The following is a 24440-nucleotide window of genomic DNA, read 5'->3' on the forward strand; positions in this document are numbered from 1 at the left end:
TAGCTATTATTCCATAATAGCTACTAGAGGAAGCGTAAATCTGAGCATTTAGTGATAAGGACTGCGAATTTTGCTCAATTTTTTTTATTTATCTAAAATTAACCCTCTTGCCATCGTGCGGAGATAATCAAAATAAATACAAACCAGAACGAAACACCGACCGTGATGTTTAAATATCATGGTCGGTGTTTCGTTCCTCTAATGGACTTTTGATACAGCCCTATTATTTATATAAAAAGCTGCTTATTCCACGGAAAATATATAGGAGTATATTGGTTGATTACCGTTATGCACTTCAATTTCAATATCTTCGTATGTTTCTTCTATATATTTGATCAATCGATTTACTTCTTCATCTTCTACATCTTCCCCTTGAAGAATCGTCAAGATCTCATCATCTTTAGAGATCATCTCATTTAGAAGCAATTTCACTGTTTCCATTTTATCAGAGTCAGTAGCAATGATCTTACCATCTGCAATACCCATAAAATTACCGTTTTCAATGGTAATGCCATCAATTTGTGTATCACGTACAGCATAAGTTATTTGTCCAGTTTTCACCTGTTTTCTTGCCTCGTCCATTGCTTGCTGATTACTATCAATATCTGCATCTGGATGAAATGAGAGCATAGCGCTTATACCTTGTGGAATTGTTTTAGTTGGAACAACTCGTACATTTTCTTCAGCTAATTCTGCCGCTTGATCAGCTGCCATTAGGATATTCTTGTTATTTGGAAGCATTAACACATTTTTAGCATTAGCTTGCTTGATGGCATTTGCAATATCCTGAGTGCTTGGATTCATTGTTTGTCCACCTTCAATGACCACACTTGCCCCTAAGCTTTCCAAAAGATCCCTCAAGCCTTTACCCATGGCCACTGTAACAATTGCATATTCCGACTTTTCTTTTTGCATATTTTTCTTTTCTTTACTTCCTACAATAGCAGTATGCTGCTCGCGCATATTTTCTATTTTCATATTAATTAAGCTTCCATAACGTTGCCCCATTGTTAAACAATGTCCTGGATACTCTGCATGAATATGAACCTTCACAAGCTCATCATCAGAAACAACTAGCAAGGAATCACCATGCTCACTTAAATCGTTACGAAATGCTTCTTCATCAAATGGATATTCATTTAATTTGTCTTCTTCAAACTTAACCATAAATTCAGTACAATAGCCAAACTCTATATCCTCTGTATCCATAAAATCCTGTGTTACTTTATGATGTTCAGCATTTATCATTTCATCCATATTAATATCCGATGGATCTTCAGGAAGTTCTTCTCCCTTTAACGCAGCAAGGAATCCTTCATAGATGGTTAATAAACCCTGCCCACCAGAATCTACTACACCAACTTCTTTTAGGACTGGAAGTAAATCTGGTGTACGTTTAAGTGATGCTTTTGCTTCAGCTACAATTTGTTCCATTAGCTGAATGATGTCTTGTTCTTTTTCAGCAACTGAAACTGCTTGATTCCCTGCATCCTTTGCAACAGTTAGTATGGTGCCTTCTACAGGTTTCATTACAGCATTATACGCAGTGGAAACACCACTTTCAAATGCCTTCGCAAGCTCGATGGTTGTAACCGCTTCTTTTTTTTCCAACCCTTTAGAAAAACCACGAAAAATTTGTGATAGTATGACCCCTGAATTACCTCTAGCACCCATTAGTAACCCTTTAGCAAATGCTTCAGCTACTTCAGATACACTGTCACTAGTTAATTTTTTTACTTCATTAGCTCCGGAAGTAATCGTTAGATTCATATTTGTTCCTGTATCACCGTCGGGTACAGGGAATACATTTAAAGCATCAATTTTCTTGGCGTTATTCGACAAATTATGCGCTCCAGAAAGAATCATTTGAGCAAGTTTCTTGCCATTTATCTTCTGTAAAGTCACTATTATATTTCCTCCTCTGTAGACAAAAGCTCACAGCGCCTGTAGATCTACTATTCATGCTTCAGGCGCTAGAGCATTAACACTTTATACAATTAGATGATATGAAATTAGTCTTTTGAGACACGAACTCCTTGAATATAAATATTGACAGAATCAATTTCTAACCCTAAGGATTGATTTAACGTATATTTAACCTGAGATTGAACATTATGAGCAATTTCGGATATTTTTGTTCCATAACTCACAATAATATACATATCGATATGTAAATTGCTTTCTTCTTGACGGACAATGACACCTTTTGAAAAGTTTTCTTTTCTTAAGATTTCAGCAATGCCATCGCGTATTTGACTTTTAGAAGCCATCCCAACAATTCCATAACATTCAACTGCTGCACCACCAGCAATAGTGGCAATTACTTCATTAGTAATCGTTACCTGACCATCGTTTGTATGAAGTTCAATGGACATTTGAATCCTCCTTATAATACCTGCTCACATTATCTAAGCATATTCTACTACATGCAGAACCTTTTTAAAAGTATAGATAATACCTAATTAAAAATTACCACTTATAACAATGTACGATTTGTGTTAATCTGTCAAGTATTTTCTCTTTATATACCAAATAATCCCAGTTTATTCGTGGTTTTACAAAAAGAATAATTGCAATCTAGTAAGAGTTATGGTAAATTGTATAAGTATGAAAATGCAAAGAAACATGTAAAAGTAGGAGGGATAACATGGCCAGAAAATGTGTTGTAACTGGACGTCAAACTCGCAGTGGAAACCAACGCTCTCACGCTATGAATTCCAATAAGCGTCAATGGAAAGCTAATGTACAAAAAGTACGTATTATGGTAGATGGAAAACCGAAAAAAGTATATGTATCTGCACGTGCCCTTAAATCAGGGAAAGTAGAACGCGTTTAATATACTAATACAACTTATCGCATTAGTTAAGAAAAAGCACCTTTTTAATAAAAGGTGCTTTTTCTTATAGTCTAGGAAATTAAGGAATTTATCAAGATAAATATGAGCATGTTGACCCGCGTCCAGCTCTAGCGCCTAGAAACGATGCGACTTTCACGAATCACTCTAATCTAAATCATCATCACTCACAAGCTCACCGTAATTCCTTTACCTCCGTTGACTCGTTCCAGTCGACGTTTCTAATCGGTCGCTTGCACTTTTATTCTGACAATGATGCAGCAACTATTAAAATTCTCATCTCTACCAAAAAAAGTAAGCTTCTGTCAACTGACAAAAGCTCATGCTTATTACTTATCTTTCTTAAATGTACCAATAATGACCCTTACAAATCCACCAATAAATCTCGGGAGCTTAATCGTATAAAATTTCATGAGTTCGCCCTCCTCTTTTAACAAACAAAGCTATCTGGGAATCGTGTCACGACTCTTTATTAATAATAGTATGCCTTCATTGTACGAAAAAGTACCACTATTTCTAATCAGCTTGTTTGATATGCAAAGCGTAGATCCCCATGAAATATTTGCATCGGTTAGAGGATAATAGAAATTAGTTAAAGTTATACCACGTACTTCGTGCGAAAATGGAACAAATGAGATATTGGGATAGCTTTTGTCATGTTTTACATGATGTTCACCTGGAAGTGTAAGTTCTATATAATTCGTCTGATCAATGATGGCTCCCTTTATTCCTTTATCTATAATGGAATATAATAATTGGACATTAATTAATTCATGATCAAGTCTACCACCTGTTACACCGAATAAGTAAATGTAGTCAGGCTTTAGCTCAAATGCTTTATTTAATGCAATTTCAAGGTCTGTTTCATCCTTTTCTGATGAATACTCTTTCATATATTTACTATATTTAGCAATTGCTTCCCTTTCTTCCTTTGTCGTAGAATCGAAATCTCCTACTGCATAATCCATTGGTATGTTTTTTTTCACCAATGTCCATGCACCACGGTCAGCACCGATCCAACAATCCACTGTATCTAGATATGGGGTGAAATCAGGATACAGACCTGGTCCATTACCTATGATTGCTACAGTTTTCACGCTCTAATTACTCCTTTGCTGCATCCCGAATAGCTTGGATAGCTTTAGGACGATCTTCCTTCTGGAATATTGCGCTACCAGCAACCAAAATATCAGCACCGGCCTTTGTACATATTTGCGCTGTTGACGTATTGATTCCACCATCCACTTCTATCTCATATGAATATCCAAATTCCTTTCGCCATTCGTCTAGCTGTTTGATTTTAGCTAAAGTGCTTTTAATAAAGGACTGACCGCCAAATCCTGGATTAACCGTCATAATTAATACCATATCTATATCATTCAATATGGGTAATAGTGTTTCAACCGGAGTAGCTGGATTAATAACTACCCCCGCCTTCATATCCTGGTCTTTAATCAATTGAATGGTGCGATGCAAATGAGGACATACCTCTTGATGTACCGTTATTATATCAGCACCTGCATTTGCAAATGCCCCGATATAGGTATCTGGATTTTCTATCATCAAGTGTACATCCAATGGTAATGTTGTTGATGGTCGTATTGCTTCTACAATCAAAGGACCTAGAGTTATATTAGGCACAAAATGCCCATCCATTACATCGACATGAATATAATCTGCTCCTCCTCTTGTAACATCCGTTATTTCATCCCCTAGCTTAGAAAAGTCAGCTGCTAATATTGATGGAGCTATTTTTGTCATGACTAATACCTCGGCTTTCTACTTTGTATTTCTTCAAGAAATCGTAAATAGTGTTGATAACGATAGCTTGCAATTTCACCTGACTCGACAGCTTGTTTAATAGCACATTTAGGTTCCTTGTAGTGCATACATCCACGGAATTTACAGTTTTCCATTCTATCCCTTATTTCTGGAAAACATGCAGCTAATTCCTCAGGTTCAATATCCTGAAAGTCAAGCGAGCTAAATCCTGGTGTATCTGCTACTAATCCACCACAAAGTGAAATTAATTCAACATGTCGAGTTGTATGCTTACCTCTACCTAAGCTATCAGAAATTTCATCCGTTTTTAATAGGAGCGATGGATTTATCGCATTTAATAGCGATGTTTTTCCCACCCCTGATTGCCCAGCAATAACCGTAATATTATTCGTGAAATATTGTTCAAGTGAAGCTAATACTGAAGAATCCTTTACTGAAAACTGCTCTACTTTGTAACCAACTCGTTCATAATCTTTTTGATAAGAAATGAGACTATTTTTCGCTTCATCTGCAACCAAATCCATTTTCGTTATAAAAATAACCGGCTTAATTCCTTTCGACTCTACTAATACAAGAAACCGATCCAGTAGTACCGTACTAAACACTGGCTTCATCGCAGAACAGACAATTATTGCCTGATTAATATTAGCAATAGGCGGTCTAATAAGCTCATTGTCTCTAGGATGTATTTCTAAAATGTATCCTTCATTTTTACCACTAATATCAAATGTAACGACATCACCAACTAAAGGAGTGATTTTCTTTTTTCGAAATACTCCCCTGCCTTTGCACTGAAAGATTTCTCCTTCAGATTCGACGTAATAAAAACCGCTTAGAGCTTTAATAATTCTGCCACTTGGCATTTATTCACCTTCTTCATACGAAACTGTCTTATTAGCAATAACTTCTTCATCCCTTTTAATCATATATTCCGCCTTACTATCTGGTGCTATTGTTAACGTGAACTCAAATTCCTTATCCTCCGTAATCGTTTCTTCCGTGTGTACCTCTGATAAATCATTGTTCATATCATCAATATATATCTTAACTGTTTGTTCGATCTTTTCCTCATTTTCTTCATTCGTATCAGGATTATATGGTACGGTAAACGTTACAGTATGTGATACAGGAGGTTTTTCTTTAGGTCCTGTGGAAATATAAACCTTTACTGTTGATCCTTCCTCTAACTCCGTGTTTGTCCCTGGCTCTTGACGTATCACTTCGCCTTCAACCGTACTTTCAGAGCTTTCTTTAGAGACATCCATCTTTAGATTATTATTTTCCAAATATTCCCTTGCTTCGGCTTCCGTCATTCCTTTAAGATTATTTAAACTAATCGTTTTCGGACCACTGCTAACTCGAAAAATAACCTTGGTATCACTTGGTACAACTTCCGAGTCTGGAGTTGGCTGAATCTGTTCAATGATTTCTCCTACTGGCTGATCTGAATATTCCTCATACGGATCTAAAACTTCATATCCTTCATCTTCTAACAACCGTTTTACTTGCGAAAAGTCTTTACCAACATAATCAGCAAATTCTACTTTTTCTTTTCCCTGACTAACGTATAATGTGATAGTAGTACCTTCCTTTATCGTACTTCCAGCCGTTGGATCCGTTTTAACTACATTTCCATCTTCAATGTCTTCAGAATGGATTTTTTCGCGCTCAACAACAAAACCAAGTTCTTCCAATTCTGATGTTGCATCATCATAAGCCATATCTGTAACATCTGGAACAGTTACATCTTTAGGCTGAAACATATCAGGATATACAAATAGGGCTACAGTCACTGCTGCTAGTAATAAAAATAAAATAATGGAAGCAATGAACCATTTTTTCTTCTTACTCTTGGGCTTTTTAGGTCGTTTCTTCTTTTGCTTTTTCTTCGTTTTCTTCCCTTTGTTATGATCCAGAGACTTGTCCGTTTCTTTATAAGGCTTTGTAGGACCATTCGTTTGATGTACGATCGTATCATCATTAACACTATCCTGCATTTGATCTGTAATAATTGGGATAGCCTTGGTTTCTTCTCCTTCTTCTGTTGGTGGTGTAAACACTGCTTCATTTAATTTACTTGGATGTAAAGCCATTTCAAGTGCATCTTCTAAGTCATAAATTGTCTCATAACGATGAAATGGATCCTTCGCTGTTGCTTTTAAAACAATGTTTTCTACACTCTGTGGTACATCTTGATTGTATTTTCGTACAGAAGGGGTATCATTTTGTAAATGCTTTAATGCTATCGAAACAGCAGATTGCCCCGAAAAAGGCAGTCTTCCTGTTAATAGTTCATATAGTACAATACCTATAGAATAGATATCCGACTTTTTAGTAGCCATTCCTCCCCTTGCTTGCTCAGGAGATAAATAATGAACGGAACCTAGAATGGAGTTTGTTTGTGTTAATGCTGTTGCACTTAAAGCAATAGCAATCCCGAAGTCTGTCACTTTTGCTTGACCATATGTATCAATCAAAATATTTTGCGGCTTTATGTCACGATGTACAATGTCATTTGCATGGGCATGAGCAATTGCCGCCGAAATTTGTTTCATAATGTCCAGCGCTTCCTGTACATCTAGCGGGCCATTTCGCTGAATATATTCTTTTAACGTCATACCATCAACATATTCCATTACCATGTAAAGAAGCTTGTCCTCTTCCCCTACGTCATATATATTTACAATGTTTGGATGAGAGAGGCTAGCCGCAGCGTGGGCTTCTCGATCAAAGCGAGCGATAAACTCTTCATCATTTGCATATTCTAGGCGAAGTGCTTTAATTGCAACGTCTCTTTCCAAGATAATATCCCTTGCTAAATATACATTGGCCATACCTCCGCCACCAATTGTATCTTTAATCTGATAACGTTCACTCAAGACATGGCCATTTAACATGAAGATTCACCCGCTTCCTCAGAAGGTGAATATTGAAAAATAATCAATGATATATTATCTTCCCCTCCACGTTCGTTAGCTAATGAAATCATCTTTTCACCGATTTCTTGTAAATCTGTACTTGCGTCCATGATTTCTGATAGCTCTTTATCCATAACTTTATCTGTTAAACCGTCTGTGCATAACAATAGTCTATCTTCTGGTTCTAAGCCAAGAGACATGACATCACTTTCTATTACTTCCTCCGTACCTAGCGCTTTTAATACGACATTTTTTCGTGGGTGGCTGAGGGCATCATCCTTCGTTATTTGTCCAGACTGAACTAAGGCATTTACTAAAGAATGGTCTTCCGTAATTTGTTTAAGTCCATCCCCGCTTCTCTTATAACACCTGCTATCTCCAATATGAGCAATCGTCATAAAATCACGGATCACAATAACAATGACAATAGTTGTTCCCATTCCATAACATTCTTTATTCTCTTGTGCATGGTTATAAATGGCTACATTAATTTCCCTTATTGCGTTTTGCACCCAGTTCTCTGTCTCTTCAGGCGAATCTATATGGTCACATGCATTCCATTTTTCCTCTAATAACGTGGTAGCCATCTGGCTAGCAACATCCCCAGCTTGATGACCACCCATTCCATCTGCAATAACAGCAAGAAATTGCCCAGAAGAATTATAAAATACTCCACCTGAATCTTCATTATGACTTCTTACTTGCCCTCGATCAGTCAGAAAACGAGCTTTCATTATTTCACCCCTTGTTTACTTGTAGGTTCTTTACATAACAGTATTACACAATCTTTTTAAGAAAAGAAGTCTATTCCTTATTTTTTCGTTTCATACGTGTTAGGAAAAAACCATCTGTATTAAAGGTTTGTGGAAACACTTGTAATCCATAGTTACTTATACCAGGAGATTCTTTTAAAGGAGATGGTAGTGTGTTAAAGAACTTATTATCAAGCTCATACGAATTGTTACGTTCTAAGAACCTTCTCACTAATCTCTCATTCTCCTCTTTATCGACCGTGCAAGTACTGTAGATGAGCAGACCTTCATCCTTTAACAATGGTATAACACTTTCTAATATTTCTAATTGTATCGTTGCCAATCGATTTATATCAGCTTCTTCTTTATGGTATTTTATTTCTGGCTTACCTCGGATTACACCTAAACCTGAACAAGGAGCGTCAATTAAGACGCGATCAAATGTTTTTTCGTCATAAATATCCTGTAATTTTCTAGCGTCACCAGGTTTTGCATCTATAATCGATAAATCCAATTGATTTGCTTTATCTTCTATTAACTTCACCTTTTTTTTATGAAGATCAAAGGCATGTAACTCCCCTTGATTTTGCATTTTTTCAGCAATATGCGTTGCCTTTCCACCTGGGGCACTGCATGCGTCAAGTACTTTCATATTAGGGTGGGACTCTAGCATCTCAGCAACTAACATAGATGTTTGATCCTGAATCGTCACATAACCATGTTTAAATAATTCACTGTTTAAAATATTCCCTTTCTCAATAATGATTCCTTGGGAGGAAAATATCGAAGCTCTTGCTTCAAAACCTTTTTCTACTAATTTATTTAATGCCTGGTCTCGAGAAATTTTTAACGGCTGTACACGAACAGTTAACGGTTTATGTTGTGTATTGCACACACACATCGCTTCCGCTATCTTCAAACCATATTGATCCACCCATCGCTTAACGAGCCATTCAGGGTGACTTGTTTCAATCGAAATTCTTTTTACATCATCCTTAATAGTCGCTGTAGATGGTACTCCTTTCCTTTGAATAGAGCGAAGTACACCATTTACAAAAGAAGCAATTCCTTTATGACCTTTAGATTTAGCAATTTCAACAGCTTCATGAATAATGGCATGATCCGGAATTTTATCAAGGTATATCATTTGATACAAAGACATCCGTAACAACATTTTTACCCATGGTTTTATTTTCTTTTTCGGATCAATAAAAGCATCTAAATAATAATCTAATGTTAGTTTACGCTGAATGGTGCCATAAACAACTTCTGTCAATAGGCCTTCATCTTTTGCACCGATTTTTCCAGATTTCAATTCATGGTCAATAAGCAAATGACTGAACCCTTGATCTTTGTCGATACGTAACAAAACCTTTAATATCGTATTTCTTAACTGATTATTGCCCATCTACTCACCCATTATCATTCCATTTTTTATTCGGTTTGGATTTCCTTGTAGGTAGTCCTTTACTGTCATTCGCTTCTTACCAGCAGGCTGAACTTCTGTAATCCGAAATCCTTGATGATCTCCACAAACTACTATAATCGATGCATAATCCGGTTTATCAACGATTTCACCAGGTTGATTCCCTTGATAGAAAGTTTCGACAGGCTCTCCCCACCAAACTTTCATCAGCTTGCCTTCGTATTTCGTATAGGCTACTGGCCATGGATGTAAGCCACGAACATGATTATAAATCTCTGTATTCGACTTATGCCAATCAATCTGCTCTTCTTCACGCTTAATATTACGAGCAAATGTTGCTAGTGTATCATCCTGTTTTACTGGCTGTAATTGGTTATCAAATAGATTCGGCAATGTTTCCTGCAGCAAGGCAGATCCAGCTACTGAAAGCTTATCGTGAAGTGAGCCAACATGATCATTGTCTTCTATTTTCACTCTCTTTTGTGATAGGATATCACCTGCATCTAGCCTTTCAACCATATACATGATCGTAACACCCGTTACTTTCTTTCCTTGCATAATAGCATAATGAATCGGTGCTCCACCACGTAATTCTGGCAATAAGGAAGCATGTACATTAATACAACCAAAAGGTGGTGATGTTAATAATTGCTTAGGTAATAACTGTCCATATGCTGCCGTTATAATTAAATCTGGTTCATAAGCTAAAATTTCTTCATAATTATCCTTTAATTTCTCTGGCTGGAACACTGGGATATCATGTTTTTCGGCTTCTTCTTTTACAGGTGGAGGGGTAATAATACGCTTCCTCCCCTTAGGTCGATCTGGTTGTGTTACCACAAGTACTATTTCATAAGGTGAATCAACTAATGATTGTAAAATTGGAACTGAAAAATCCGGTGTTCCCATAAATACGATTCGTTTCATCTTCATTACCTACTTTCTACGAGGCTATATATTCTTCACATTAAATGATATGGCTGCATATCAATTGAAATAAATAAATCATCTTTTCGAATATCATTAGAAAATTGATCTAGAATTTTTGATAAGTAGATTCTTAGGTCTGGTTCATTTCTGTATTTTATCATGCATTGATAACGATATCTATCTTTAATACGTGGTATAGCCGATGGCGTTGGACCCAGGATGATTGTCTCATCCTTTACTACCTTCGTGAGCAACTGAGCGAACCGTTGAGTAGCTTGAACCACCTTGACTTGATTGACATGGGAAATCGTTATAAGTGCTAAAAAGAAGTAAGGTGGATATTGAAATGCCTTGCGCATTTTCATTTCCGTATTATAAAAGGTTGAAAAATCATACTGACTTGCCAGTTCAATACTATAATGATCTGGGGTGTAAGTTTGTACAATTACATTTCCATTTAAATTATGACGGCCAGCCCGACCACTTACCTGTGTGAGAATTTGAAATGTTTTCTCTGATGAACGAAAATCTGGTAGGTGGAGCATAGAATCAGCAGTTAGAACCCCTACAAGGGTAACATTTTCAAAATCGAGCCCTTTTGCGATCATTTGTGTCCCCAATAATATATCTGCTTCTTTGTTAGCAAATCGATTCAATAATTTTTCATGTGCTCCCTTTCTTCTTGTTGTATCCACGTCCATTCTAATTACACTTGCTTCTGGAATTAATTGTGTCAATGCTTCCTCGACTCGTTGTGTACCAGTTCCAAAATATCGAATGGTATCACTATTACACTCTGGACAATGTAATGGCATTGGCTCCTCATATGAACAGTAGTGACATTTTAATTGATTGCTATTCTTATGATAGGTTAGCGCAATATCACAATGTGGGCACTCCTTCACATGACCACAATCTCGACACATAACGAAGGTAGAGTAGCCTCTGCGATTCAATAATAATACGACCTGTTCTCCTTTTTCAATACAATCAATGATTGCTTTCTTTAATTTACGAGAAAACATCGTTCGATTTCCTGCATGCAGTTCCTTTCGCATATCAACTATCTCTACAGGCGGTAATGCTTTTTCATTGGTTCGTTTATCTAATGTAGCTAGCTGATAGACACCTTTCGCAGCTCTAGCATAGGATTCTAAGGTTGGTGTAGCACTTCCAAGAATTACTGGACATTGATGTGTTTTCCCTCTTTGAATAGCTACATCACGTGCATGATATCTTGGTTGATCCTCCTGTTTATATGATGTTTCATGCTCTTCATCAATGATAATGACCCCAATATTTTCAAAGGGAGCGAAAATAGCTGACCTAGCTCCAACCACTACTTGGACTTCTTTTCGTTGAATTCTTCGCCATTCATCATATTTTTCCCCTGCTGAAAGTGCACTGTGCATGACAGCGACATTAGAGCCAAATCTCCCTTTAAACCTTCTAACCATTTGTGGGGTAAGAGAAATCTCTGGAACTAAAACGATCGCTTCCTGACCTTTTAGAATGACATCTTGAATAACTTGTAAATATACTTCTGTTTTACCGCTGCCTGTAATTCCGTGCAAGAGAAACACATCATGCATATTTTTTTCTATTGTTTCTTTCATCGGCTCAATTACTTTGGCTTGTTGAACAGTTAAAGGTAATGCGAACGTTCTTTGAATTTCACTATCCTGATAAGGATTTCGATAAACTTCTGTATGATAACTATCTAGTAATTTTTTCTCTAGTAAGATATTCACCGTACTATTAGACGTATTCATGTGCTTAAGGAGCTTTTGTTTTTCTATCGGCTCAGGATTTTCTATAAAAAATGCAAGTAATTGTTTTTGCTTTTTAGCATTTTTAGCAAGATCAAGCATACTTTCCTCTAATTCATGGGGTGGTCGAGCTGGTCTAATCATCGTCTTAAATTTTTTAGTAATCCTTGATTTAACCAAATATTCAATGGAAACATCTCCATCCTGTACGGCTTTGGACAATCGCACATACGGAAGCTTAGAAGCAGTAAACTCTTCATAAGTTATGACATCCCTACCCGCAAAAAGTTGTTCTAATTCATCAGACAGCGTAGCACTAGTCATCCGAACAATTTCTTTTTTATACGTAGCTTTTAATACTTGCGGAAGCATGACCTGTAACGCCGTAATTTGCAAACTGACTGTTTGTTGAGCAACCCATTTCCCTAAATCCAATAATTCCTTTGTTAAAACAGGATAAATATCAAGAACATCGATAATTTCTTTCAATTTCCCAAAAGTGGAATGATTAACAGTTTCAACAACAAATCCCATCACCTTTCGAGGTCCAAAAGGTACAGTCACTCGCATACCTAATTGAATGATGTCTTGAAACCTCTCTGGAATTTTATAATCAAACGTCTGATCAATAGAGCTTGCTGGTACATCAACGATTACCTTTACAATATTCACTGCTCCTCATCCTTTAAATCCTTTTTAATCATCCTTAAAAGTTGATGTGCAACCTCTTTCTTAGGAGCTTGTGTTATCGTTTTCCTTTCTTTATTCTTATTCATATAGGTAACGATATTGGTATCTCCCTCAAATCCCGCTCCACTATCGGCAACATTATTGATGACAATGGCATCAAGCTTCTTTTTCTCTAATTTTTTCATCCCGTTTTCTATAGGCTTCTCTGTCTCTGCAGCAAAGCCTACTAAATACTGAGATTCTTTCCGTTCTCCTAATGATTGTAAAATATCCTTTGTCCGTTCCATCACAATATTCCAATCTCCATCGTGCTTTTTCATTTTTTGATCATAGACAACGCGCGGTCGGTAATCAGCCACTGCAGCAGCTTTTATAACAATATCACTAGTAGGAAAATGCCTATGCATTGCCTGATACATATCTTCTGCTGTTACTACATCAATTCGCTTAACTTGCGCATGAGTTATTATTTGCGACGTAGGCCCTGACACAAGCGTGACGATTGCTCCAGCTTCTGCAGCTGCCTCAGCAAGCGCATAGCCCATTTTTCCGGAAGAACGATTGGTAAAAAAACGGACGGGGTCAATCCTCTCTCTAGTTGGCCCTGCTGATATTAATACATGCTTACCTTTTAAAAATAGGCGATCTTGATTTTGGTGTATTTCTACCGCCTGAATAATACTTTCTGGTTCTTCAAGCCTTCCCTTTCCGACATAGCCACAAGCTAAGTAACCTTCACCTGGTTCAATAAAATGATACCCCCAAGCCTCTAACTTTTTCATATTTTCCATTACTGCGGGATGAGCATACATATGAACATTCATCGCTGGTGCAATATAAACATTAGATTGTGTAGCTAACAAAATCGTTGATAACATGTCGTCAGCTATTCCGTTCGCAAGCTTTCCGATCAGATTAGCTGTTGTCGGTGCAAGAATTGTTAAATCTGCCCAGTCAGCTAAATCAATATGAGCAATTTTGGCTGGATCCTTTTCATCAAAAGTATCCGTATATACTGCATTTCGAGACAACGCCTGAAATGTTAATGGGGATACAAATTTAGTCGCATTTGCTGTCATGACCACTTTAACATTTGCACCCTTTTGCGTTAATTTACTTGCCAGAGCACATGCTTTATAAGCTGCAATCCCTCCAGAAACTCCAAGTAAAATGTTTTTCTGATTGACCATTGACTTGTTCCCCTTTCCCTAGTAAACCGAGCTATTTTCCTATAAGTAGTTATAACATAATCTAATGCATGAATAAAAACCCCCCGCTTTTTATTATCGCGAGGGGACATCATTTATGCTTGATTGTTTTCATCCAAAAATAGTTTCTCTGCCTGTACTTCTTCCAACGCCATGCCAACATACTTATGAGATTTTGGATTATCTACTAGTACTTTTTTTGTTTGGCTCATTTGTCTCGCACGTTTAGCTGATAACGTTACAAGTGTATACTTGGAATTAATTTTTCTCTGTAGTGAGTCAATTGACGGTTCTAACATTACAATTCATCCTCCAATAATTGTTTATATTGTTTCGCAATTCGCTCTCTCTTTAAATGTTCACTTTGAATAATCGATTGAACTTTTTCTACAGCAAGATCTACGTGATCATTCACCACAACATAATCATAAGCATCCATCATTTCTATCTCTTTCCTTGCTTCTTTCAATCGATTCAACACAAGATCAGGAGACTCCGTACCACGGTGGACAATCCGATTTTTCAATTCTTCCAGACTTGGTGGGAACAGAAATATAAATACGCCTTCAGGGAAATTCTCCTTCACCTGTAATGCACCTTGGACCTCAATCTCAAGAAATACATCATAACCAGCATCCAAAGTTTCTTCAACATATTTTCGTGGTGTGCCATAATAGTTATTGACATATTTCGCGTATTCTAACAGTTGATTTTGTTCTATAAGGGCTTCAAACGCTTCTTTTGTTTTATAAAAATAGTCGACTCCATCTTTCTCTCCTGGTCGCTTTTCCCTTGTAGTCATTGAAATGGAATATTTTAAATCTGTATCTTGGTTAAAAAGCGCCTTTCTAACTGTTCCTTTTCCAACTCCGGAAGGCCCGGAAAGAATAAAAAGGATTCCTTTTTCTTCAATCAAATTTTTTCCTCCTAATTATCGTCCGATATTTCCTCATGACTTAATACTCGTTGTCCTACTGTTTCTGGCTGTACAGCTGATAATACTACATGATCACTGTCTGTTATAATTACTGCTCTAGTTCTTCTTCCATACGTGGCATCTACCAATTTATTATTATCTCTTGCTACCGTAATAATTCGTTTGATAGGGGCTGATTCTGGCGATACAATAGAGATTACTCTATTAGCAGAAACAACATTTCCAAATCCAATATTAATTAAACGTAAACTCAAATTTAACCCTCCGTGAATTCTGTCTCTCTATATACTAGTATAATTATAAGTAAAATGGTATATAAAACTCAAATATTATTCGATATTTTGCACTTGTTCTTTTATTTTTTCGACTTCACTCTTTATTGCTACCGTATACTCACTAATAGTTGAGTCTGTTGATTTTGAACCAATTGTATTTGCTTCGCGGTGCATTTCTTGTGTGATAAAATCTAATCGTCTACCAATCGAATCACCACTTTCTGATTCAATTGTCCGCATAAAATGCGATGTATGGCTTATTAGTCTGGTTATCTCTTCAGCGATGTCACCTTTCTCTGCGAGCAGGACAATTTCTTGATAGATTCTAGAAGCATTCAAATCCATATCTTCAGTTAAATGCTGATTTACCCGATCTTTAATTCGCTCCCGATATTCATCAACAACAAACGTTCGTCTGTTTTTCACCTGATTAATGAGCAGATTTAATCTATGTATTCGTTCCTGCAAATCATGAATTAAATGATTTCCTTCCTCCTCTCGCATGTCAACCACCTGTCTACAAGCTTCTTTAAGTCCGTCGATAAGTTGGTCTTTAAATTGGTTTGACTGACTTTCTAACTCCTGTACTGTAAATATTTCATTAAGCGCAGGAATAATTGCTGTTGATACATCTCCAGACAATTGATAGCGCATTTTTATTTCTTTGATTTCACTCATATACTGATCCATTAAATGCCAATCTGTTTCTAATTTTCTGCTAGTAAAACCTTTTCCATCAACTCGAACATAAATGTCAATCTTACCTCTTTGAAAATACGATTGTACTATCTTCTTCAATCGCTCTTCTAAATACATAAATGATAAAGGTATTTTCATATTTACATCCAAAAAACGATGATTCACACTTTTCATTTCTATTGTTATTTTCGTATCATCCATTTGTATATCCGTTCTTCCATATCCAGTCATACTCTTTCCCATCAAAATCACTCCACAAGCTAATTATACGATGATTTCACTTAAAAAGAAAAGTGTAACGTTTTTATCACCCCATAGGAAAACCCGCCTATTTGCTATTTCAAGCAATCCATAGACAGGTTAACCATTAAGCTGGACGTCCATTATTTTTTTGAAAAACCAAACAGCACCGTAGGTAATGCACTAAATACACTTACAAACATCCAATCTCTCACACTTAATGCGGTAGTATGGAAGATTGGCTGTAATGGTTGCCAATAAATTACTATAAGGAGAAGCAACATGGAAGAAATTACAGCCAATACAAGATACATATTCTCAAAAGGGTTTCTTGAAAATATCGAATGTTCACTTCTACAATCAAAAACATGAATTAATTGGGCCATTACTAATGTAGTGAATGCAATAGTCTGCGCATATATTAAATTATTTGGGTTATCTTGATAGGTTAACATAAATGCAAGAAGTGTAACAATACCGATTAATATTCCCCTGCTTATAATTTTATAACCTAGACCACGAGAAAACACACCTTCTGAAAGGCTTCTTGGCCTCTTTTTCATCACATCTCCCTCTGCCTTATCAAGTCCTAGTGCCATTGCTGGCAGGCCATCCGTTACAAGGTTAACCCATAAGATTTGAACAGGTACTAAAGGAAGCGGTAGTGAAAGGAGCATCGCAAATAACATTACCAATATCTCACCGACATTGGATGCTAAAAGATAACGAATAAACTTACGAATATTCTCATAGATATTTCGTCCTTCTTGTATTGCTGATTTAATCGTTGCAAAATTATCATCCATTAAAATTAGGGAAGAAGCCTCTTTGGTAACATCTGTACCACTTAATCCCATACTTATGCCGATATTACTTGCTTTAATCGCAGGTGCATCATTTACTCCATCACCAGTCATTGCCACGACATGACCACGTTCCTGAAAGGCATGAACAATTCGAAGTTTATGCTCAGGTGTCACCCTGGCAAATACATACGTATCATCAATCATTTCTTCTAACTCATCTGTTGACATTTCATTCAATTGCTGTCCTTCTAACACTCTCCCATTTTCCGGTAGTACTTGTAAATTATCAGCAATAGCTTTAGCTGTCTTCACATGATCGCCAGTTATCATAACAGTTTTAATTCCTGCATTGCGACACTCTTCGATGGCTGATTTCACTTCTTTTCTTGGGGGATCAATCATTCCATATAAACCAATAAAAGTCAGCTCTTTTTCTAAAACGGCTGATTCTAGATCGTCATGCTTGGATAAGGGCTTAACAGCAATGGCTAATGTCCTTAGAGCTTTTTCTGCCATATCACTAATTGCTTGCTCAATTTGCTGTTTATTTTCTTCTCTCAGTAATTGTCTTCCATCCTCGTCCATATGATACATCGATCGTGGCAGCAGCACATCAGGCGCACCTTTTGTAATAAGAAAACGGCGTTGATTACTGTCTTCAATAACTACACTCATTCTTTTTCTATCTGAATCGAAGGGTAACTCTTTTATAATTCGATACGATTCCGCAGTAGATACTGTCAATCCCATTTTCCGTGCAACAACAAGTAATGCACCATCTGTTGGATCACCATCGATATAATGCTTCCCTTTTTTAACAATAATAGATGCTTGGTTACATAGCATTCCGTATAATAACATCGTCTCTAAGTTAGGAAAATTTTTATCAAGTTTTGCTTTTGTTAGAAAGAAATCTCCTCTTATATCATATCCATCACCAGTTACATAAAGTTGCTTCCCGTTTAGATATAATTCTTTAACTGTCATTTGGTTTTCCGTCATCGTCCCTGTTTTATCAGAACAAATTACAGATGCGCACCCCAGTGTCTCAACCGCGGATAATTTTCTAACAATTGCTTTTTTCCGAATCATTCGCTGTACCCCTAAAGATAAAGCAACGGTAACAATAGCCGGTAATCCTTCAGGAATGGCAGCCACCGCTAACGATACGCCAGCAAGAAACATGGAGTAGACAGGATGTCCTTGCATCACACCTAAGACAACGACCAATGCGGTTAAAAATAATGCAACAATAATTAATATTTTTCCTAATTCAGAAAGTTTTCTTTCCAGGGGAGTCATCACTTTCTTTGTATTTACCATTAATGAAGCAATTTGCCCCATTACTGTATCCATGCCTGTCCCAACAACAATTCCAACTCCTGAACCTCTTGTAACTAGCGTACCCATAAACCCCATATTCACTTGATCCTGGGCATCTAGTTTATCTTTTCTAATTGCAGTAGCGTGCTTCATAACAGGTAACGATTCACCTGTTAAAGCAGATTCCTCTGTTTCTAAGCTGCTTGATTGGACAATGCGGATATCTGCTGGAATACGATCTCCACTTGCGACTCTGACAACATCTCCAACAACTACTTGTTTAGAAGGAATCTTACTCCATTTTTGATTTCGTAATACGTTGGCCATCGGTGCAGATAGTTCTTTTAATTTTTCTAGAGATTTTTCTGCCTTCTGTTCCTGAAAATAGCCTATACATCCATTAACAAGTACGATAATCATAATTGCTATCGCATCTATATACTCTCCAAGAAGTCCGGCAACTAATGTTGCAGCTAATAAAACAAGGACCATAAAATCTTGAAATTGCTTTAAAAATATTAACCACTTGGACGTCTTCCTTTGAGCTTCCAATTCATTTGCTCCATATTGCTTCCTTCGTTTTTCCACTTGCTTTTCATTTAATCCTCTATTTGCTGCTACATGCAATTTTCTTTCTACATTTTCTACATCCAATTGATACCAATTCATCCTGCATTCCTCCAAATTATAGCGCTTGTTCCTCACCGTATTCCTTTAATCTAAAGCTCCTTAAGGGATATGTATGCAGACTTGTCCTAAAAAATGCTATAATTGCGCTTGAGGTGATCATATGCCATTTGACGGAATCGTAACACATGCAGTAACAGAAGAATTAAAAAACGAAATGATTCCTGGTAAAATAACAAAAATTTATCAGCCTACGGATAGTGAATTATTGTTTACCATACGTAGTAAAGGAAAAAACATGACTTTATTACTTTCCATTCATCCAACGTATGCTAGATTTCACTTAACGAATGACAGTTTTGCAAATCCAAAAGAACCTCCTATGTTTTGTATGGTATTACGAAAACATCTATCAGGTGCAATTATAGAAAATATAGAGCAGTATGGAATGGAGCGAATTGTTCAATTAACGATAAAAACAAGAAATGAAATTGGAGATTTAACAAGCAAAGCACTTATTATTGAATTAATGGGGAAACACAGTAATATTACATTAGTTGATGACGAAGAAAATCAAATTATCGATAGTTTTAAACATATATCTATGTCACAAAATCGTCACCGCACGTTATTACCTGGTCACCTATATCAGCTTCCACCCGAGCAAAATAAACTCAATGCACTAACCATAGATTCTGAGCAATTTATTAAAAGGCTTGATTTTAATGCCGGTAAGCTCAATAATCAAATTGTTCAAAGCCTTGTTGGTTTCTCACCTTTTATAGCAAGGGAAATGGTTCAAAGAGCAGAGCTTGGATCTATCGAAGCATATCAGAAGGTCTTTGATGAAATACAAAAACAAATAGTTCAATCTAATTTTAGACCTACCATATATAATGATAAGAAAGAGGACTTTCATGTTATACCATTAGCTAACTTTACTGGTGATCAGATTCATTTTAGTACTACAAATCAAATGCTAGATCAATTTTATTCTGGAAAAGCGGAACGCGATCGTGTTAAACAACAAGCTAAAGATTTATATCGCTTTCTTAAAAACGAAAAAGAAAAGAACAGGAGAAAATTAAAGAAACATGAGCAAACAGTAAAGAAGGCCCGAAATAAAGATCATTATCAAAAGCTTGGTGAATTACTAACGGCACACCTACATTTAATTTCAACAGGTGATCAAAGCGTCACAGTGACTGACTACTATGACCCAGAGCAAAAAGAATTGACGATTGAATTAAATCCGAACAAAACTCCAAGTGAAAATGCTCAAAGCTACTACAAGACGTATCAAAAATTAAAGAAGTCTGAGCGCATCGTTACAATAGAAATTGAAAAAACGAAGGATGAAATTGCTTATATGGAGCAATTGCAACAGCAGGTTGAATCTGCAAGTAGTTCTGATATTGAAGAAATTCGTGACGAACTTAGAGAAGAAGGGTATCTCAAAAAACAACCGAAGAAAAAGAAAAAGCGTAATAAAGCTGAAAAGCCAGTACCGGAACAATATACTGCATCTGATGGTACCGTAATACTTGTTGGAAAAAATAATAAACAAAATGAGTATTTAACAATGAAACTTGCAGCTCGAGATGAAATATGGCTACACACAAAGGATATACCTGGATCGCACGTCATTATAAGAGACAAACAGCCTAGTGACGAAACTCTAATGGAAGCGGCTCAGCTGGCAGCTTATTTTAGTAAATCTCGCCAATCTTCTTCCGTGCCTGTAGACTACACAAAGGTACGTCATGTAAAGAAACCAAATGAGGCAAAGCCCGGTTATGTAACTTATGAGAATCAAAAAACGTTGTTTGTTACACCTAGTAATAGCCTTATTCAAAAATTAAAATAAGTCACCTATTTATAGCGAAACTCTCTAGTTAGCTATAATTAAAAGGAACTGAATATAAGTAGGTTATAAAACTAAAAGCCGAACTATCCTTCAAAAGGATGGGTGCTATCCCCCCGGATATTTTTCACTCTAACTTCCAGGGGGGGGGAGGTACCAATTCGTTCGGCATTTTAGTTCTAAACGATGTTGCAGTTTTGGTATCTCTATTCCTATGACGACAAATTAAAAGACGCTTGTGGGAAATAATCCTTCGTAAGACCTCCTGCCCAATAGTATATGAAGAATCACCATTCTCTTAAAAAGCACCGTTTTCGAAAGCACACTCCTCCAACATCCCACCCTTTTTATTAACTTTCGGTCCTATTGGTTTTTCGCACTCAGAAGGGAGAAGTTTAAGCTCGCTTTTCATTGTTTTTATACTGCTTGCGGCTGTAATGTCACATCAATGTTCCCTCTCGTAGCTTTTGAATACGGGCATACCTGATGCGCCTTCTTTGCAAGCTCTTCAGCTTCTTGCTGATCGACACCTTGTATTTTAATTGTTAATTCTACTGCAATTTTAAAGCCATTATCTTCCGGATCTTTCAATAAACTAACTGCGGCTGTTGTTTCTGAATCTATTTTCTTTTTTTCTTTGGAGGCAACTAGATTTAAAGCCCCGTCAAAGCAGGATGAGTAAGCAGCGGCAAACAGTTGCTCAGGGTTAGAACCCGTATCCTTTTTATTCGTAGCTGGATTGACAAGCTTAAGGTCAATAAGTTCATCATCTGATTTCACATGACCGTCTCGTCCATTTTTTGCTGTCGCTTTCGAAGTAAAAATAACATTACTCATAGCATAACCACTCCTTTTTCTATTCTAGTTAAGGTATACCTTTTTTTACCGTGAATAAAACATTAAAGTGTTAATAGTTCTACCAATTCATCAATAAAATGATCCACCTGCGGGAGCTCGCGTACCCCATCTTGAAAGCAAACCCACGTATGTCTAGAAACAGCCTCTCCATCTAATTTTAATGCTATGTTTGGATATTCATCTCGCATCGAGTCAGAAACACTTTCAGGTAGTACAGCCATTCCCAGTCCTTGTTTCATAAATTGTTTACATGTTTCAATTTGATCCACTGTTATGGTTTTAACTGGTTTAATTTTATCCTGTTGTACATATAACCAATTATCAACCAATTCATGCATACTGTCATCCGACTTAAAAGAAATAAGCGGGCGCTCTTTTAATGCATCTGTAGGAAATGGTTCTGTATCAAATATATAAAGCGGATCATCAAATAAGCGGATACATGTACTTTCCTTTAATTTCTCGCCACGAATAATACACACATGATAATTCTTATGATGACGCTTAATGTCTTCGCTAATTCCTGTCACTAAATCAATTGCTACCTTAGGATAGAGCGACGTGAATTTACCCAATATAGCTGGAAGATATCGTTGACTAATCAGTGAAGAACAGGCAATGGAAAGCGTGCCTTGAACTTCCTCACTTGATTGTGCTAATTTATTTTTTACTGCTCTTTCTCCTGCCATAACTGTTTTAGCATGTTCTAGAATTATCTCGCCTTCTGGGGTTGGAATTAGCCGTTTCGGTGTTCGGATAAAGATGATATGTCCAAAATATTCCTCAATGTATTTCAATCGTTGTGTTACCGCTGGCTGTGAGATCAGAACTGCTTTTGCAGTACCTCTAATTGTCCCTATCTCATGCAATTTTAATAATAATTCATAATCATCGATTTTCATTATATCCCCCTATAATTAATAATTATTCATTTTAATTATATTTAAGTATTTTACTTATTACATTATAATACATATGCTATTAGTGATAAAGTAATAATCTATTCAGCCAATCAACATTCACTGGCAGATATTTTCCAGATCAATGAGGAGATGAGCGTATGAGAGAAAAAGAAAATGTAAAAAAATCTTTTGCTAAAAACAAACAAGCATATATTACAAGTGCTACACATGCACGGGGAAGTGATTTATCCTTAATGAAGGATTGGCTAGAGCTGGAAACAAGTATGAAACTGCTGGATATTGCTACCGGTGGTGGTCATGTAGCAAAACAGTTATCCCCTTTCGTTGAGAGGGTATATGCAACGGACTTAACGAAAGAAATGCTAGAAAACACGAAAAATTACCTTCAAGATATTCATAACATTGATTACATTCTTGCGGATGCAGAAAGCTTACCGTTTTTGAATAACACATTTGATATTATTACCTGTAGGACTGCTGCTCACCATTTTCCTCACCCTGAAAAATTCATTCAAGAAGTAAAGCGTGTATTAAAGACAAATGGTACATTTTTATTTATTGATAATATTGCACCAAGACAATCTGTCTATGCTAATTTCATCAATCAATTAGAAGGTATGCGTGATTTTAGTCATGTACGATGCTTGCCTATCTTCGAATGGAAACAGCTGTTAGACAGCTATGGATTACACACCGTAAAAGAAAACGTACGGAAGAAAGAGTTGTCATATACCGAGTGGATAAATCGAACCTTGGATCATCCAGAAGATAAACAAAAAGTCTATCATTTTATTAAAGAGGCAGATGAGCAGATAAAAGCGTATTATAAGATTCAGTTAGATCAAGGATCCGTGCAGCGTTTTTTTATTGATGAGTGGTTCGCATTAATAGAAAATAAATGATTAAGATAATTATTTACGTATCAAAGAGAAATACAAACAGAAGTACCAATAAAAATAGTTCATTTCATTTATCTTGTAAGCTCTAATCTTATATGTTACTACGGTATATAAGGAGGAGAGAAATTATTTCATGAAGAAAACAACTAAATACAATGTTCTTATTACTTATCTAATATTAATGGGTAACATTTCTATTGTGGGCTTAGGAAAAACATTTACTGTAGATAGTATTGCTATTGCGTTATATTTTATTGTCGCGACTGTTATTACCCTTTCATTTATCGCAATACTACTCTCTATAAGTGAAATACTAAAAATAAACGATGGGAAGCATAGATTTATAAATATAATTTGTTTCTTAGTCTCATTAGTAACCTTATTCACCTTCGTTACTTTTCATTACTTGTTGAATCGTGTTTAAGTTATGAGCTACTTTATATGCTATTGAAATGTGAAAAAATACGATTTACATCAAAAAGATTACCACACGTATGAAGCCTTAGTTCAAGCGGTAGACTCATACTTTTAATTTTATAATAACAAAAGATCCCAGCAACGATTATACAACCTAACCCTATAGGAAAAACGGAGCAAAATTCGCTCAGTCCTTATCACTAAATGCTCAGATTTACGCTTCCTCTAGTAGCTATTATGGAA

At 36.4% G+C, this 24440-nt stretch carries 22 protein-coding genes; 3 read left to right on the forward strand and 19 right to left on the reverse strand.

Annotated elements, in window-relative coordinates:
- Positions 1-243: 243 nt before the first annotated feature.
- Together Q1A47_RS13170 and Q1A47_RS13175 are read right to left on the reverse strand one after the other, a co-directional pair.
- On the reverse strand, positions 244-1905 hold the full coding sequence (locus tag Q1A47_RS13170) for a DAK2 domain-containing protein (RefSeq protein ID WP_026680852.1): 1662 nt from the start codon (positions 1903-1905) through the stop codon (positions 244-246).
- 107 nt (positions 1906-2012) lie between these two features.
- Entirely contained in the window at positions 2013-2375 is a 363-nt protein-coding gene (locus tag Q1A47_RS13175; protein ID WP_026680851.1) for an Asp23/Gls24 family envelope stress response protein, read from the reverse strand.
- Between the two features lie 272 nt (positions 2376-2647).
- On the opposite strand from Q1A47_RS13175, the gene rpmB reads away from it, so the two are divergent.
- Positions 2648-2836 carry a 50S ribosomal protein L28 gene (gene rpmB, locus Q1A47_RS13180; RefSeq protein ID WP_026680850.1) on the forward strand — a complete coding sequence of 63 codons (189 nt, stop codon included), beginning with the start codon at positions 2648-2650 and terminating at the stop codon, positions 2834-2836.
- A 347-nt stretch (positions 2837-3183) separates the two neighbouring features.
- On the opposite strand, the gene spoVM is transcribed toward rpmB, so the two are convergent.
- The 15 genes from spoVM to Q1A47_RS13255 form a co-directional block, all read right to left on the reverse strand.
- Complete coding sequence (gene spoVM / locus Q1A47_RS13185) at positions 3184-3267, reverse strand: stage V sporulation protein SpoVM (protein WP_034678883.1); 84 nt, start codon at positions 3265-3267, stop codon at positions 3184-3186.
- Positions 3268-3297: 30 nt separating this feature from the next.
- Complete coding sequence (locus Q1A47_RS13190; RefSeq protein ID WP_026680849.1) at positions 3298-3951, reverse strand: thiamine diphosphokinase; 654 nt, start codon at positions 3949-3951, stop codon at positions 3298-3300.
- A gap of 7 nt (positions 3952-3958) precedes the next feature.
- Positions 3959-4615, reverse strand: a complete 657-nt coding sequence (gene rpe / locus Q1A47_RS13195) for a ribulose-phosphate 3-epimerase (RefSeq protein ID WP_026680848.1) — start codon at positions 4613-4615, stop codon at positions 3959-3961.
- 2 nt (positions 4616-4617) lie between these two features.
- Complete coding sequence (gene rsgA / locus Q1A47_RS13200) at positions 4618-5499, reverse strand: ribosome small subunit-dependent GTPase A (RefSeq protein ID WP_121605239.1); 882 nt, start codon at positions 5497-5499, stop codon at positions 4618-4620.
- A complete protein-coding gene (pknB, locus tag Q1A47_RS13205; protein ID WP_026680846.1) occupies positions 5500-7533 on the reverse strand; it encodes a Stk1 family PASTA domain-containing Ser/Thr kinase in 2034 nt (677 codons plus the stop codon).
- Positions 7527-8288 carry a Stp1/IreP family PP2C-type Ser/Thr phosphatase gene (locus tag Q1A47_RS13210; protein ID WP_026680845.1) on the reverse strand — a complete coding sequence of 254 codons (762 nt, stop codon included), beginning with the start codon at positions 8286-8288 and terminating at the stop codon, positions 7527-7529. Before Q1A47_RS13210 ends, pknB begins: the two co-directional genes overlap by 7 nt.
- Positions 8289-8358: 70 nt before the next feature.
- Positions 8359-9714 carry a 16S rRNA (cytosine(967)-C(5))-methyltransferase RsmB gene (gene rsmB, locus Q1A47_RS13215; RefSeq protein WP_026680844.1) on the reverse strand — a complete coding sequence of 452 codons (1356 nt, stop codon included), beginning with the start codon at positions 9712-9714 and terminating at the stop codon, positions 8359-8361.
- Positions 9715-10659, reverse strand: coding sequence for a methionyl-tRNA formyltransferase (gene fmt, locus Q1A47_RS13220; RefSeq protein ID WP_166530026.1), 945 nt, complete (start codon positions 10657-10659; stop codon positions 9715-9717).
- A 35-nt stretch (positions 10660-10694) separates the two neighbouring features.
- Positions 10695-13103, reverse strand: a complete 2409-nt coding sequence (priA, locus tag Q1A47_RS13225; RefSeq protein WP_026680842.1) for a primosomal protein N' — start codon at positions 13101-13103, stop codon at positions 10695-10697.
- On the reverse strand, positions 13100-14311 hold the full coding sequence (coaBC, locus tag Q1A47_RS13230; protein WP_166530027.1) for a bifunctional phosphopantothenoylcysteine decarboxylase/phosphopantothenate--cysteine ligase CoaBC: 1212 nt from the start codon (positions 14309-14311) through the stop codon (positions 13100-13102). Before coaBC ends, priA begins: the two co-directional genes overlap by 4 nt.
- A gap of 113 nt (positions 14312-14424) precedes the next feature.
- Positions 14425-14628, reverse strand: a complete 204-nt coding sequence (gene rpoZ / locus Q1A47_RS13235; RefSeq protein WP_026680840.1) for a DNA-directed RNA polymerase subunit omega — start codon at positions 14626-14628, stop codon at positions 14425-14427.
- Entirely contained in the window at positions 14628-15245 is a 618-nt protein-coding gene (gmk, locus tag Q1A47_RS13240; RefSeq protein WP_026680839.1) for a guanylate kinase, read from the reverse strand. The genes rpoZ and gmk overlap by 1 nt, the downstream gene beginning before the upstream one ends.
- Positions 15246-15256: 11 nt before the next feature.
- Positions 15257-15520, reverse strand: coding sequence for an extracellular matrix/biofilm regulator RemA (gene remA / locus Q1A47_RS13245; RefSeq protein WP_026680838.1), 264 nt, complete (start codon positions 15518-15520; stop codon positions 15257-15259).
- 75 nt (positions 15521-15595) lie between these two features.
- Positions 15596-16483 carry a YicC/YloC family endoribonuclease gene (locus Q1A47_RS13250; RefSeq protein WP_121605243.1) on the reverse strand — a complete coding sequence of 296 codons (888 nt, stop codon included), beginning with the start codon at positions 16481-16483 and terminating at the stop codon, positions 15596-15598.
- 140 nt (positions 16484-16623) lie between these two features.
- Complete coding sequence (locus Q1A47_RS13255; RefSeq protein WP_026680836.1) at positions 16624-19278, reverse strand: calcium-translocating P-type ATPase, SERCA-type; 2655 nt, start codon at positions 19276-19278, stop codon at positions 16624-16626.
- Positions 19279-19399: 121 nt separating this feature from the next.
- On the opposite strand from Q1A47_RS13255, the gene Q1A47_RS13260 reads away from it, so the two are divergent.
- Positions 19400-21103, forward strand: coding sequence for an NFACT family protein (locus Q1A47_RS13260; protein WP_166530028.1), 1704 nt, complete (start codon positions 19400-19402; stop codon positions 21101-21103).
- A 414-nt stretch (positions 21104-21517) separates the two neighbouring features.
- On the opposite strand, the gene Q1A47_RS13265 is transcribed toward Q1A47_RS13260, so the two are convergent.
- Together Q1A47_RS13265 and Q1A47_RS13270 are read right to left on the reverse strand one after the other, a co-directional pair.
- Entirely contained in the window at positions 21518-21937 is a 420-nt protein-coding gene (locus Q1A47_RS13265) for an organic hydroperoxide resistance protein (protein WP_026680834.1), read from the reverse strand.
- 62 nt (positions 21938-21999) lie between these two features.
- Positions 22000-22860 carry a LysR family transcriptional regulator gene (locus Q1A47_RS13270; RefSeq protein WP_026680833.1) on the reverse strand — a complete coding sequence of 287 codons (861 nt, stop codon included), beginning with the start codon at positions 22858-22860 and terminating at the stop codon, positions 22000-22002.
- Between the two features lie 158 nt (positions 22861-23018).
- Between Q1A47_RS13270 and Q1A47_RS13275 the strand changes: the two genes are divergently transcribed.
- Positions 23019-23783, forward strand: coding sequence for a class I SAM-dependent methyltransferase (locus Q1A47_RS13275; protein ID WP_026680832.1), 765 nt, complete (start codon positions 23019-23021; stop codon positions 23781-23783).
- Positions 23784-24440 lie beyond the last annotated feature (657 nt).

Origin of the sequence: uncultured Virgibacillus sp. (assembly GCF_947495635.1) — a bacterium.
GTDB classification, from domain to species: domain Bacteria; phylum Bacillota; class Bacilli; order Bacillales; family Amphibacillaceae; genus Virgibacillus; species Virgibacillus salarius.